Raw genomic sequence first — 13,783 nt, 5'->3', positions numbered from 1 at the left:
TTAACTCAATGATTGGACTGAGATTTGCGATTTCAAATCTTCAATAACAGCAAAGTCTGGAAGGGCAAACCCAATTTGGGTCACAGCATTGCTCGCAATTGCGGTTGCTGTTTTCAATGTTTCTTCTGGGGAAGTTGAACTCAACAAGCCATGAATCATAGCTGCCAGCAAGGAATCTCCCGCACCCACCGTACTTTGGACGGTGACCTTCGGTGCAGTAGCATGCAGGGGTTGCGTGCGGTGAAGCCAGTTCACCCCGTTTTCACCCATCGAGACCACAATATGTTCGATCTGACTATTTAAACTGGCAAAAAGATGCTGCTGTTCTGCAAACGTTTCTGCTGGCAAATGGTAGGTTTCCGTCAACTCATCTGTATTCGGCTTAATCAACCAAGGATGGGCAGCAATTGCTGCTTTCAACGCAACACCACTGGTATCTACTGCGACTTTTTTACCCGCAGACTGTAACCATAGAATCAGTGTTGAAAGCTCTTCTGCAGAAAAACCTTGTGGCAAACTACCTGCAATCACAATCACATCAACCTCTAAAATCAGTTGAGATAGGCGTTCACGTAGTTGTTGTTTTGCTGAGGTATCTACAAAAAAGCCCTTGCCATTGATGTCAGTCATCTGACCAGAAGCTTCTGCAACTTTAATGTTTTGTCGTGTTTCACCTGCAACATAAATAAATTGGTTATCAAATTGCTCTTGCTGGATATGATGGTCAAAAATTTGACGGTTTTCTTGCCCCAAAAAGCCACTCACAATCAGTTCATGTCCCAAATCCTTAAGGACCTGTGCCACGTTTAAGCCTTTACCGGCTGCATGGCTTTGGGCCGTTAACTGACGATTGACCTCGCCAACTTTTAGTTGATCCAATTGCACGGTGAGGTCAATTGCAGGATTCAGAGTAATGCTTAATATCTTAGCCATTCGTAATTACTCCACCAATGCACGTACGGCAGACGCACTGTCACAACTTAAGGCTTGCTGTGCGACCTGTTGGCAATTTATATAGTTCAAACCACGAATTTGCGCCTTCACCAATGGAATACTGGTACTCGACATACTCAACTCATCCACGCCCAAGCCTATCAATACAGGCACAGCTTTTGGATCAGCAGCCAATTCACCACAAATGCCCACCCATTTACCATGCTGATGTGCTGCCCGAACAGTTTGATCAATCAATAGCAAAATACTCGGATGTAAGCCATCAGCTTCAGCAGACAACAGTGGATGACCACGGTCAATCGCCAGAGTATATTGAGTCAAGTCATTGGTTCCAATACTAAAAAAATCAACTTCTTGAGCAAGAATTGGAGCCAACAATGCTGCCGCAGGAACCTCAATCATAATACCGACTTGTAAGTTTTCACATGGATGCTGTATGCGAACCTCATCTAATATTGCTTTTGCTGCTCGCCATTCTTCAACCCGCCCAATCATCGGAAACATAATTCTTAATGGGCGATTATCCGCTGCTTTAAGTAAAGCAACCAATTGCTGACGTAACAACTCTGGCTTACGTAAAGTCAGACGAATACCACGTAAGCCCAAGAATGGATTTTCTTCCTTTTCAATAGGCAAATACGGTAAAGGTTTGTCCCCGCCCACATCAAGTGTACGTACCACCAATGGACGACCCGCTAAAGCATCTAACACCACCCGATAATCAGCTTCCTGTGTAGCCTCATCAGGCGCACTGCTGTGTGACATAAAGACCAATTCTGTGCGTAGCAAACCAATTGCTTCTGCCCCATCGGCCACAGCCTGTATCGTAGTGCCTACTTTGCCAATATTGGCTGCGATTTCAACTTGATGTTGATCCAGTGTGATGGCAGGCTCTAAACAATGCTGTTCCGCTTGTTTTCGCAACTCACGCTGGCGTTGGCGCTCTGCAATGGCATGATCAATCTGACTTTGCTCGGGTGAGACCACATACTCACCAGTATCCCCATTAATTAGCACTGTGGCATGGTTCTCAATATTTAAAACAGCTACACCCGCACCTACGACTGCTGGAATAGCCAGAGCACGTGCCACAATGGCACTATGGGCACTCGCTCCACCAACCGCGGTCAAAATGCCTGCAACACGATCTTTATTCAGACGTGCGACATCACTCGGACCAACATCATGCATAATTAAAATATAAGGTTGCTCGGGTTCTGTGACATCGGCCACACCACACAAAGCAGCCAAAACACGCTCACCAATATCCCTTAAATCAGCCGCACGCTCTGCCAGTAAACGATCGCTAAGTGCAGCCTGTGCGGTAGCAGCCACTTCAATATGATCATGCCAAGCTGCAGCAGCAGACAACCCCTGTTTTAAACCGCGTTGTACACTTTGGAGGAGGTCTGGATCATCCAGCATTTCCAAATGTGCCATGAATATCTGCTTAATGGCAGTAGATTCAGTATGTGCAATGAATTGACGTAAGCTGTTTTTCACCTGATGAAGCGCAATTTCAAGCTTTTCATTCTCAGCTTTAAAACTCTGTCCGCGACGTTCATAACTAAATTCACGTGGCTTCACCACATGTGCAGGACCAAAAGCAAGGCCAGTTGATGCCGCAATACCGCAGCTACCCGTATCGCCATGTGATTCAAAAGGCATTAATTCCAAAGTATTTACGACTGGGTCACTACTACTATGCTGATGAGATACAAGGTCAACAGCTTCAACTTCTTCTCCTAAGCCCTGTTGAACTGCATCAATAATCTGTTCTAAGCCTGCTACAGCATCGGTATCAGGTTGTGCAATAAAAGTCAGAGTTTGACCACGACGGCATCCCATGGCTAATAATTTGGTTAAACTTTTTGCCGAAACGTAAGCCCCCTCATCTACAGCAACGAGAATATCCCCTGCAAATTTCTTGGTCATATTGACCAAGTGTGTCGCGGGACGCGCATGTAGACCATGAGCGTTAGCTAAGACAATACGACGAGATGGCCAATCAGGAATCAGTTCAGCACCGATTAACTGCGCCAACTGGTGACTATCTTGCTCTTGGTTAAGGTTATGAACTTGTTCAGTATCAAACAAAATATCCATTAACCGTTGAAACCGTTGCATATCCAGTTGCTCATTACTGGCAATACACACCAAAGTCTTGAGCATTTCCTGCTGATGGCTTAAAACCTGTTCCGCTTTTACCAAACTTACAGCTGGGCTCAAAACATGCTGGTTTGAAGTGATCGACCAGACCCCCTCCCCTAAATGAATCATGCTGTTTAGGTTTAAACCCGACAGAAAACCACACTCCACCATTTTTTGCTGTTTCAGCAACTGTGTTGCCTGCCAAATTAAATCTTCTACATCAAGTGCGGGAACTTGGGTGGCGATTAAATTTTCATGCAATGCCAAAGATGCGGGTTGGGCTTGTAATAATGCAATAATTTGCTCTGCAGAGTGAGACTGTTTCACTTGATCAGCGACATCATTAATTAAAGCCCGCGTCAAAATTTGTAAGACTTGCAAATGCTCATCTGATTTCGCAGCAATCACTACTGCTAAATAAATTTTATTTTCACCGTCCCAAACAACTCCTTCAGGAAAGTGCGCCAGACGAATACCAGTTTTTAAAATACATTGGCGAGACTGAGGCGTCCCATGAGGAATGGCAATTCCTTGCCCTAAATACGTTGCACTTTGTTGTTCGCGCCCGGTCAACCCATGAATATAATCAGGTGTAACCAATTGGTCTTCAACCAAGATATCGACTAGACATTGCAACGCTTGTGCCTTATCAGTGGCCTGTTGTTTCATTCGAACATGTTGTATATCTAGCGCGAGCATAAAACGTCCTTGCAAAGCAGCATAGTGAGAAGATGCTTTTTTACTGCAGAAAAAATAAGTCGAATTTTACTCAGGATTTACACAAAAATCTGTATTTTTTGATTTTATCTTCATGATCATCATTACAACGTAATTAAGAAACGACGAGATTCTTCAGAATTCAGCGTTGCGATAGTTGGATTTAATCCTAATTGAACCGTAGCCTCAGGCAACACCCCTCTCATCATAAAATTATACCAGTCAGTAAAATATCCTTAGATTAAGCATATGTATGTTGGTTATTATTGTTGATTATCACAATAAATTAGTGACCAAAAATCAAAGTACCCCATCCCACCTTAAATTACGTCATACAAAATAAAAACTCTATATAACTGTTATATATAGAGTTTATTAACATACAAATTATGTTATTTAGTGTATTTTATGTCGGTGACTCTTGCCAAGGTTGGGGTCGCGAGTTCGAGTCTCGTTTCCCGCTCCAAATTCAAAAAAGCCCTCATCGAAAGATGGGGGCTTTTTTATGCATTTCTGAATCTTACTCAAATTAGCAATACTAACTCAGACAATCAAAAATGCTGAATTGAGACCTCGAACCAACGAGGGATGTCTAAAAATAGAGCATCCCTCGTTGTAAGAATCCATCCTAATACTGCTGCTATACAATGAACTTGGAATTAGCTTGTTCTTATTTGGAAACTCATCTCACGCCTCCAAACAAATTAAAACTTCACCAAGTCCCCTTTCAATGCTACGCCTGCGAGTGCCGTACCTTTGGCGCATTGATAAGTCGTCGTACTCCGTGTTTCATTCGACTTATAGAAACTCACTAGATTGGTCACGGCATTTGCACCATTAGCTTTGGCTGTATTTTGAAATTGAATCAATGCCGAACGAAGTACGTGATCACATGAACTTTCCGCAGATTTGGCAAAACCATTGGTCTTTTTATTGGTCACTAAGCCTTTTTCAATCACCTTACCGCCCGACTTGGTTCCAGCCAAATAAAATTTTACTGAGCCATCTAGCACGCCATCTGCAACAGCACGGTTTACAGCTTCTTGAAATTTAAAATCATACATTTTGTCAGCCGCTTGAGCCGATGCAATCGCTCCTAAAGACAACACAGCGACTGCACAAATATTTTTGAATAACATCGTTCTACCCTTATCTTATTAGATACGTTTAAAAATCAAGGAGGTATTAATCCCCCCAAAAGCAAAATTGTTGCTCATCACCATTTGCGTTTCTGCTGAACGCATATCTGAAACAATATAATCCAGATCGCCACAAGCACTGTCAATCTGATCTAAATTTAAAGTCGGCACCAACTGATTACGTCGCATCATTTCGATACTCAACCATGCCTCAATTGCTCCACATGCCCCGAGCGTATGCCCAAAATAACTTTTTAATGAGCTGATCGGTTTTTTACCCAAGATCCGTGCAGTGGCTTGTGATTCAGCAATATCCCCCTGATCGGTCGAAGTGCCATGTGCATTGACATAATCAATATCCGCAGCAGTGAGCTGTGCATCTTTCAGTGCCAACTGCATACAACGGCCCATCATTTCAGAATCAGGTCGAGTTACATGCTGACCATCGGTATTGCTACCATAACCGACAATCTCAGCATAAATGGTGGCCCCGCGCGCTTGAGCATGTTCATATTCTTCTAAAATCAAACAGCCTGCGCCCTCACCCACCACCAAACCATCCCGGTCTGCATCAAACGGGCGTGGCGTTGTCTCAGGTCGATCATTTTGCACACTGGTCGCCAACAGCACATCAAACACGGCAGAACCGGCAGCACTGAGCTCTTCTGCTCCGCCTGCGATCATTACGGTTTGTTTACCATATTTGATCGCTTCATAAGCTTGACCAATAGCCATAGAACCTGAAGTACAGGCACTTGAAGTCGGCAGCGTTAAACCTTTTAGGCCAAAATATACCGTCATATTGACTGCACTGGTATGCGACATCATACGAATGTAGGTTGTGGCATTGAGTTGACTCATATTGTGCTCAATCAACATCGAGCCAAACTCACGTACGGCATCCACACTGCCTGCAGAGGAACCAAAAGCCACGCCTGCATCGCCACTTTTTAAGATATCAGCATGTAGTAAACCTGCATCTTCCAATGCTTTTTCAGCACATACAGCAGACATTAAAGCAACACGCCCCATGCCACGGGTCACCTTACGGTTAAAGTGCTTCGGTACAGTAAATGACTCTACTGGACCAGCCAATTTACTGCGTAAATCAGGATAAATTTCCCAGTCAGGCATATAGCGAATACCGCTTTTCCCTTGTGCAAACTGCTCAAAAATTTGCTCTGCGGTTTCCCCCAAAGAGGTAATCCCAGACATGCCTGTCACAACAACACGTTTCATTAGATCAAGCCTCCATTGACTGAAATCACTTGGCGGGTGATATAACTGGCATCATCACTGCATAAAAACTTCACCGCTTTGGCGACTTCTTCCACCTGCCCCATGCGTTGCATCGGGATCATTTTCAAGCCGTGTTCTTTCACTTCTTCGGTGACCATTTCTGTTTCAATCAAGCCCGGAGCCACACAATTCACCGTGATTTTGCGTTTGGCCAATTCCAGTGCCAATGCTTTGGTCGCACCAATCAAGCCTGCTTTGGCAGCACTATAGTTCACCTGACCACGATTACCCATGATTCCAGACACTGAAGACAAGGTCACAATACGTCCGCCCTTTTTCAAGCGAATCATCGGCATCATCAAGGGTTTCAGCACATTATAAAAACCGTTCAACGAAGTAGAAACGACGTCATCCCAGTCTTCATCGGTCAGTGCGGGAAAAGCACCATCACGGGTTAATCCTGCATTCAGCACAGCACCGTAAAAAGCGCCATGCTGTGCTATATCTTGCTCTAAAATGGCGGCAATCTTTTCACGCTCATTCACATCGAACATCAGTACATGGCTGGCCTGCCCAAGCGCTTGAATTTTCTGAGCCACTGCTTCGGCCTCAGACTGTCTTGAACGAGCATGGACCGTGACATCAAAGCCTGCCTTTGCCAACTCCAAAGCAATCGCTTTACCTATTCCACGACTCGAACCCGTGACTAAAATTCTTCTGTTCACACTAATTTTCCAATGATTTCATTCATATTTTCAGGCTCAAATACGCTCAACATGGCGCTGAACCGATGTTCTTGATATTCAATTTCACAATTAAACTGCCCCAAACCTTCGTGCAGATAACTTTGTTCTACTCGAATCCGCACGGTTGTACCCAAACTAAAATAGGCACAGGGTAACTGCATTTTACGCGTTCCCAATAAAAAGCCAATTTTCGGTGGCAAGCCCTGAGTTTGTCCTTTATAACCGGCATAGATGCTAATGGTTTGCGCCATCAGTTCAATACTGCTCCATGTCGGCAAGCCTTCTGGCTCACAAAACATCAAATCAGATGTGATGTGAAGTTCTGCAATCGCAAACGTATCATTGGCTTCAATCAAATGACTCACGAAAACCATCGGTTTCGCATGCGGAATAAACTGTACTGCATCCATCATGGCAAAGCTGTCCCGAAAATTAAACTGATATTGCTGCCGCCAAAAGCAAAAGAATTACTCATTGCATAGCGAATTGGCATATTCAAATGCGGTGTAAGCACATAATTTTGCTCAGCCAAAGCATCGTCCAATTCGCCTGCATGATGCAGCGGCAGCCAAGATTGATCTAATAAAACCTGCTGGCAAATAAAGGCTTCAATTGCACCCGCTGCCCCCAGACAATGTCCCGTTTTATGTTTAGTGCTGCTCAAGACCACAGCTGCATCTGAAAAAACGGTCTGTACCGCCTTAATCTCCATCGCATCATTTTGCGGTGTGGATGTTCCATGCAAATTTAAATAACCAATATCGCCTGCTTGAAGCTGTGCCATATCTAACGCTTTTTGCATCGCCTCCGCCGCCCCTTTCCCTTCTGGATGCGGCGCTGAAATATGCCATGCATCCATTGACTCGCCGCTCGACAGTAACATCACAGGGGCAGGCGCTTTAGAGAGTAAAAACAGTCCTGCGGCTTCACCAATATTAATGCCGTCACGGTTGGCACCACAGGGCTGGCAAATTCCGTTCGATAAGCTTTCTAAACTATCAAAACCATTTAAGGTCAGCTTGCATAGGGTGTCGACTCCACCCACTAAAACAGCATCAGCCAAATCGGCATTCAGCAGACGTTGCCCCGCAGCCATCGCTTTAGCCGCAGAGGAACAGGCAGTAGAAATGGTATAGGCAGGCCCTTCCCAGCCCAAATACTGTTGTAGGGCTTTCGCTAAACTGCCCATTTCTTGCTTTTGGTGCTGTACAGACTGCAGCGCTGGCTGTTGAAACTGCGCTTTTAAAGTAGGCTCATTATCCGCGATGCCTGAGGTTGACGTGCCAATAATCACAGCGAGACGTTGTTTAGGGAACTGTGCAGTATAGGCACGAATCTCGGTTTCAATGTGTGTCAAAGCCGTCAGGGTAAAGCGTAAATTCCGTGAGTCTGCACTGCTTAAGCTTGCAGGAACTGCTTGAAGCAAGGCTTGGTCAGATGCACCGACCCAGACCGTTCGCCCCGCGATCAGATCCTCTCGTGGTGACAGGGTATTTTCGGTGCTTGTTAAGGCATGTTTAAGCTCAGCGGTATTTTGTCCCAAAGCCGACAGCGCCGCACTGAACTGAATACCAACGGCTGAAACAGGTTGTACATTTTTAGTCATGATGGTCACCTTGATCATCTTCTAAAGTATTACTCACTGCACTGATCACCATTTGATATGGCACTTGCAAATTATCCAGCTCAATTGCCCCCTCATTTTGCTGAATTTTCAACACAGGCTGCTGCTGTATATAAATGGTATCGGCTTTCTGCACGACCGCATTTCGAGCAGCATGTAATGCAGCAAAATTCGGATAGGTCGCATACAAAATATCGCGTACCACATAATCAAAAGGCAATAACCTCATCGGCTCAATCCGCTGTTCAACGTCTACCTTTTGACCATCAAAACTGAGCTTGAATAACTGCTGTCCTGTAAGGCTAAGTGCCAGCATGTCAAGCGACTGTCCTCGTTGCTGTTGATACAGTAAAAAACTGAAACTCTGGCTTTTCCACTGCACTTCAATTTGGTCTTGGCGCTGGTAATTTTGCGCAGCCCACTGCGGGGTCGCGAGTCCTTGCGCTTTAGGAATCCAGCTTTGGCAGGCGCTACAGAGCAGAGCGCTGGCTAAAACCCAACTGACAGTTTTCAAGCGCAGCTTAAGTTTCATCAGTCAGCGACTCTTTTTGGGGGTGTTCTTCCCGGCAATATTCGGCCAAAGTACTTAAGCGTTGCTTGGCATTACGATGAATCGGGTTAGTCGTGTCCCATGCATAACCTGCCAATAAAGATGCAATCATACGGCGGATTTTCTCATCTTGATTTTTTGAAAACACCACATCCTGAAATTCACCCGAATACCATGATTCGACATAGGCACGGAACACTTGAATACCTTTGCGCAGTGGCTTTTCATATTGCTCCATCCAGTCGACTGCCTGACCTTGCAACACTTGCTCGACCAATGGCACCGCTAGACTGGAAGATTTTAAGGCAATGGTGACCCCCGAAGAAAAGACAGGATCGAGGAATTCACCAGCATTGCCGAGTAGTGCATAGTTTTCAGATGCCAAATGTTTCACATCGGCAGAGTAGCCCACCAAAGTGCGTACAGGCGTGTCATGTTTGGCGTGACGTAACACATGCGACAAGCTGGCATCATCGGCCAAAATACGTTTCTGCAAGGCTTCTAAGTCATAATCTGCACTGCCGTCATAACCGTATTTTTCAAAGAAATCTTGCTCCGCCACGATGCCAAATGAAGAGCGCCCATCGGCAAAGGGAATTAGCCAATACCATGCACGGTGGTCTTTTTCATGCACGGTAATTAAGATTTTCTCGCGGTCAAATTCAGGATCATCCAACAAACCATCTTCGATATGGGTAAAGACTGCACGGCGCACGGGAAAGTCCGACGGACTTTCTAAATCGAGAAACTTCGGCAATATGCGGCCAAAACCGCTGGCATCTAAGAGGAACTTGCCTTGAATTTGATAGCTGTCACCTTGCGCACCTTCCACCGTCAAAATCGGCTGTGTGGATGCCACATCGACCGCCAAGACTTCATGGCAAAAACGGATGTCCGCGCCCATTTTTTCGGCTTGCTGCGCCAAAAGTTGGTCAAAGTTGGCACGCCGTACCTGCCATGTGGTCCCCGGTCCTTCACTAAACTTTTGGGTAAAGTCATAAAAACTGCGCTGTGTGCCTCTTAAAAAGGACGCACCATTTTTAAACTGAAAGGCATATTCGTCGGCATGCGCACGCACCGTTTCCAATAAACCCGCTTCTTCTAAAAACACCATACACTGCGGCAATAAAGACTCGCCGATGGAAAAACGCGGAAAAAATTGCTTTTCGATGACCGTGACTTGGTAACCTTTTTGACGCAGCAAAGCTGCAGCCGAGCTGCCTGATGGTCCCGCCCCAATAATTAAAACATCTGTCTGTTGCATGGTGCTCATTGCACTGTACCCTTTGACTCAGCTCTTTGGCTGATATTGTTGAACCACAACATGTTTTGCATCGGAAGATGTAAAAAGTGTGGCATAAAGAAATGAAAAAATAACGCCCAATAAAACTGTTAAGCCAAAACTGTGAATGGCATAAGTATGACTAAACGACAATAAGCCAAACCCAAAGAAAGTCGACATCATACACAGGAACAAAGCCATGCCCACCACCTGCGGGTGATCATGTCCGTGGCGGTAGAAAATCGCATAGTCCACCCCAATTCCAATGATCAGGAAGGTACCCATAATGCTGAATAAATTAATCTCGACACCCAGCCATGCTTGAATCGCAAACGTGGTCATTAGAGCCATACTGACAGGCAACACCAAAGGCAGAATGGATTTTTTACCATACAGTGCCCCTAAGCCAATGGCTAAAATCAGCAAAGCGCTCAGCAATAGCCACTGTGCCTGCTCACGGTGTTGTTTAAACAATTCAGACAGTTGATGAACGGGGCGTAACAGTTGTACATCCGCATTTTCAAGCTGTTGCACGGCTTTGACGTCATGCACATTTTGCAGCATTACCAAACGTTGCGTCGGACTCATCTGCAAAAAATGCAAGGGATGATCTTTAAAGACGGCTTCGGTCAGCAACGGTTGGTCTTTTAAATGCGCTTGCCAGTTTAAAACATCGGCGGTATTGAGCTGTAACGCTTGCGCGTATTCCACCAAAGCGGATTGAGGAATCGCCTGTAACATTGCGATATTGTGTTTTTGCTGTTCAAGCGAGGGAATCCACTGCCCTAAAGCTTGTACAGCATCTAGCTTGCCAGCCTGCTGCAAGGGCGTAAGCTCTGCTAGTAGTTGCTGTTCATGCCGCTCTAATTCTGCTGGGGTTCTGCCCTGTACCACAAAATATTCGCTGCTTTGCTGTTGCATAAAACGCGAACGAATATATTGATCTTCCTGCTTTAAGGTGGCATCCATACTTTGCAGATTGCGGATGTCATCATTGCTTTTCAGGAAGACGAGACTATTACCCGTTACCAGTAGAATCAGTGAAATCATGCCATAGCGCAGCGTATTTCGACTCTGCACATAACTGCGTGCTTTGCCAATAAAGCCCAAAGCACGTATCGCAGGTTCCGCATTCAGCGTAGGCAAACGTGGCAGCAGTAAAATACTGGTTACCCATGCGGCACTCAGTCCAACCATGGAAAAGACTGCAATCTGTTTAAAGCCCGGAAATGGAGTAAAACTCAGCACCACATAGGCCAACAGCGTGGTCATTAGCCCCACAAATAAACTCGGCAATAATGGTTTTAAAACAGCAAATCCATCAATCTGTCGGTGCTGAGACTGCATGGCCATAAAGTAAAATGAAAAATCGACACAGACCCCAATCAAACTGGCGCCAAAGACCAGTGTCATCAAGTGAATTTCGCCGAACACGCAATACGTCACCGCAAAGGCCACCAAGCTGCCTGTGCCGACCGCAACCATTTCCGTCAGCATCGGTCGTATCGAACGGAAGCCAAACCAGACCAGAAGCAAAATCCCGATGGTCGAACCCACGCCAATAGTGGAAATTTCCTCTTTGGCAGAGTTGGTGCCGAACTGTGCAAACAGCAGTGTACCTGTCCAGTGCGGTTTGACCTGCAACTGGCTGAACAGCTGATTGATGTGTTGAATAAACGCAGCAGTCTGCTCTTGGTAGGCAATGTTATAAGGGCTGTTGTTGAGCTGAAGTACTATCAGGCGCGAGATACCTTGCTCATCACGAATCGTGGCAAAGCCCTGTTCTAAATTGATATCGGCATTATTTTGTAAAGTACTTAAACCCACTGCATAGCGCGGAAATAGTAGCAAGGGATCTTGTTTGAGCATTTCAGCCGTAATCGGCATGCCCGGACTCATCAGTTGTAATAAGCCTTGCTCCATCAACGCGGCATCATCTTGCTCTTGCAAAATCTGCTGATCAGTCTTGGATAACAGCCCCGCCTTGTGTTGATACAGCGCTTGGGCAAATTGATCAGGATCAAGCTGCGGACGAACAGGTAAAAACAGCTGACTTTGATCGGCTTGGGTTTTGAGTGCTTGCGTTGCTTGTTCGAGTTGCTGATCCGTTTTGGCATCCAATACCACAAAAACTTTGTCATTTAACTGCTGACTCACATATTGCTGTGCTTGTTCCAGATGAACATCCTGATGTGCCTCAGGCAGCAAAGCAAAAATATTGGTCTCAATCTTAATACCTTTATTCAGCCAAGCCACGCCCAGTGCCAAAGCAATGACACACAGCACTAACAGCCAAAGGGCGCTAAATTTATTTTGCCAATTGGAAAAGCGCATTTTCCGCAGCCGTTAAAGTTTGAGGTTGAGCCGTTTGCTGGCTAAAACGAATGATGGTGCGGTTATTGGCTTGTTCCAAAATGGTAATACGGTCCACATAACGCTGACCTTGCGCATCGACTTGAACAAAAAGCTTTTTAAATAGACTGCTTTTAGGCGTTAAGCTGACATTCCACTGCGTCGGACTGTAATTGGCAGACACCACATTAAAGTTTTTAGCGAGCGCCGCTTCGTTGCCCGACATTAACTGTAAAAACATCGTCGCTACAGAGCCATAGGGGGTCTTATCGACTTCGATTTGACTGGACGTTCGCTGCGTCTTTTGTACCAACTTACGCGGTGTCACCACCAAATCGGCTTTGACTGGACTTTGAATCTGCCACAGCACGCCTTGGTTTTTGCTGAACAGCACCGTGCCTTTGGACACATAAGTTTTGTTCAAAGCGGCCAGTTTTTTCTGCTGCTCAAATTGGGCACGCACCACAGGCGTTGCACCGAGCTGAGCAAACACCTGCTTCAATTCAGTATTTTGTGCACTCACTGCGGGAGCAAGTAAAGTCATCACACTGGCTGCACACGCAACGACAATCGGCTTAAAAAATTTGTATCGAATCATGCTTGCATTACTCCGCTTTAAATTCAGGCCATGCATTTAAACAGTCCAGCAACACCTGTGGCGACTGGAAGCACATTTCACGTTTTTCAATGTGTACCGCCACTTGTGAGGTATAACCCTTGGTCAACTTTCTGTCCGAAACCGCATCGAAAATCAGATATTCAATTTTCAAACGGTTTTCCCATTCTTTTAAAATGGCACGCACGCGAATTTTTTGTTCAAACTCGATGCCTTGTACATAACGGACATGACTTTCAATCACCGGCCATGCGTAGCCCGAGTCGCGCATTTGATTATAGTTGTAATGAAATTGATCCAGCAGTTTGCAACGCGCAATTTCAAAATATTTTAAATAATGGCCGTGCCACACCACATTCATGGTATCGACATCATGAAAAGGCACCTCAATCATTACATCAGCATGCATGCTC

General features: G+C 45.4%; 11 protein-coding genes and 2 pseudogenes. All 13 read right to left on the bottom strand.

Annotated features, from left to right (window positions below; all coding sequences use genetic code 11):
- Complete coding sequence (gene pfkB / locus AC4CVD_RS00170) at positions 1-933, bottom strand: 1-phosphofructokinase (protein ID WP_490751656.1); 933 nt, start codon at positions 931-933, stop codon at positions 1-3.
- 6 nt (positions 934-939) lie between these two features.
- A pseudogene (gene ptsP, locus AC4CVD_RS00165) lies at positions 940-3,186 on the bottom strand (phosphoenolpyruvate--protein phosphotransferase); the annotation flags it as partial.
- A gap of 261 nt (positions 3,187-3,447) precedes the next feature.
- Positions 3,448-3,774 (bottom strand): annotated as a pseudogene (locus AC4CVD_RS00160) (PTS mannitol transporter subunit IIA); the annotation flags it as partial.
- Positions 3,775-4,526: 752 nt separating this feature from the next.
- Complete coding sequence (locus AC4CVD_RS00155) at positions 4,527-4,961, bottom strand: excinuclease (RefSeq protein ID WP_114836473.1); 435 nt, start codon at positions 4,959-4,961, stop codon at positions 4,527-4,529.
- Between the two features lie 18 nt (positions 4,962-4,979).
- A complete protein-coding gene (locus tag AC4CVD_RS00150) occupies positions 4,980-6,200 on the bottom strand; it encodes a beta-ketoacyl-ACP synthase (RefSeq protein WP_279043601.1) in 1,221 nt (406 codons plus the stop codon).
- Complete coding sequence (locus tag AC4CVD_RS00145) at positions 6,200-6,925, bottom strand: 3-ketoacyl-ACP reductase FabG2 (protein ID WP_114836471.1); 726 nt, start codon at positions 6,923-6,925, stop codon at positions 6,200-6,202. Before AC4CVD_RS00145 ends, AC4CVD_RS00150 begins: the two co-directional genes overlap by 1 nt.
- Positions 6,922-7,359: a hotdog family protein gene (locus AC4CVD_RS00140; RefSeq protein ID WP_114836470.1), complete on the bottom strand. Its 438-nt coding sequence runs from the start codon at positions 7,357-7,359 to the stop codon at positions 6,922-6,924. The genes AC4CVD_RS00145 and AC4CVD_RS00140 overlap by 4 nt, the downstream gene beginning before the upstream one ends.
- On the bottom strand, positions 7,356-8,552 hold the full coding sequence (locus AC4CVD_RS00135; RefSeq protein ID WP_114836469.1) for a beta-ketoacyl-[acyl-carrier-protein] synthase family protein: 1,197 nt from the start codon (positions 8,550-8,552) through the stop codon (positions 7,356-7,358). Before AC4CVD_RS00135 ends, AC4CVD_RS00140 begins: the two co-directional genes overlap by 4 nt.
- Positions 8,545-9,102, bottom strand: a complete 558-nt coding sequence (locus tag AC4CVD_RS00130; protein ID WP_114836468.1) for a DUF3261 domain-containing protein — start codon at positions 9,100-9,102, stop codon at positions 8,545-8,547. Before AC4CVD_RS00130 ends, AC4CVD_RS00135 begins: the two co-directional genes overlap by 8 nt.
- Positions 9,092-10,393, bottom strand: coding sequence for an NAD(P)/FAD-dependent oxidoreductase (locus tag AC4CVD_RS00125; protein WP_146857151.1), 1,302 nt, complete (start codon positions 10,391-10,393; stop codon positions 9,092-9,094). Before AC4CVD_RS00125 ends, AC4CVD_RS00130 begins: the two co-directional genes overlap by 11 nt.
- Before the next feature lie 18 nt (positions 10,394-10,411).
- Positions 10,412-12,736 (bottom strand): MMPL family transporter, encoded by a 2,325-nt coding sequence (locus AC4CVD_RS00120; RefSeq protein ID WP_114836466.1) that lies wholly within the window; start codon positions 12,734-12,736, stop codon positions 10,412-10,414.
- Positions 12,711-13,298 (bottom strand): outer membrane lipoprotein carrier protein LolA, encoded by a 588-nt coding sequence (locus AC4CVD_RS00115; protein ID WP_171262513.1) that lies wholly within the window; start codon positions 13,296-13,298, stop codon positions 12,711-12,713. Before AC4CVD_RS00115 ends, AC4CVD_RS00120 begins: the two co-directional genes overlap by 26 nt.
- A gap of 61 nt (positions 13,299-13,359) precedes the next feature.
- A complete protein-coding gene (locus AC4CVD_RS00110) occupies positions 13,360-13,779 on the bottom strand; it encodes an acyl-CoA thioesterase (protein WP_078426098.1) in 420 nt (139 codons plus the stop codon).
- Between the last annotated feature and the right edge of the window lie 4 nt (positions 13,780-13,783).

This window comes from Acinetobacter sp. LipI_23, from assembly GCF_058243045.1.
The sequence above is the reverse complement of the archived record's forward strand: the minus strand, read 5'-3'. Positions and strand labels throughout refer to the sequence as shown.

What these genes read in the sequence shown, in the direction of transcription:
- pfkB (WP_490751656.1), bottom strand. Translation starts at nt 933, where the DNA reads ATGGCTAAGATATTAAGCATTACTCTGAATCCTGCAATTGACCTCACC.
- AC4CVD_RS00155 (WP_114836473.1), bottom strand. Translation starts at nt 4,961, where the DNA reads ATGTTATTCAAAAATATTTGTGCAGTCGCTGTGTTGTCTTTAGGAGCG.
- AC4CVD_RS00150 (WP_279043601.1), bottom strand. Translation starts at nt 6,200, where the DNA reads ATGAAACGTGTTGTTGTGACAGGCATGTCTGGGATTACCTCTTTGGGG.
- AC4CVD_RS00140 (WP_114836470.1), bottom strand. Translation starts at nt 7,359, where the DNA reads ATGATGGATGCAGTACAGTTTATTCCGCATGCGAAACCGATGGTTTTC.
- AC4CVD_RS00135 (WP_114836469.1), bottom strand. Translation starts at nt 8,552, where the DNA reads ATGACTAAAAATGTACAACCTGTTTCAGCCGTTGGTATTCAGTTCAGT.
- AC4CVD_RS00130 (WP_114836468.1), bottom strand. Translation starts at nt 9,102, where the DNA reads ATGAAACTTAAGCTGCGCTTGAAAACTGTCAGTTGGGTTTTAGCCAGC.
- AC4CVD_RS00125 (WP_146857151.1), bottom strand. Translation starts at nt 10,393, where the DNA reads ATGAGCACCATGCAACAGACAGATGTTTTAATTATTGGGGCGGGACCA.
- AC4CVD_RS00120 (WP_114836466.1), bottom strand. Translation starts at nt 12,736, where the DNA reads ATGCGCTTTTCCAATTGGCAAAATAAATTTAGCGCCCTTTGGCTGTTA.
- AC4CVD_RS00115 (WP_171262513.1), bottom strand. Translation starts at nt 13,298, where the DNA reads ATGACTTTACTTGCTCCCGCAGTGAGTGCACAAAATACTGAATTGAAG.
- AC4CVD_RS00110 (WP_078426098.1), bottom strand. Translation starts at nt 13,779, where the DNA reads ATGCATGCTGATGTAATGATTGAGGTGCCTTTTCATGATGTCGATACC.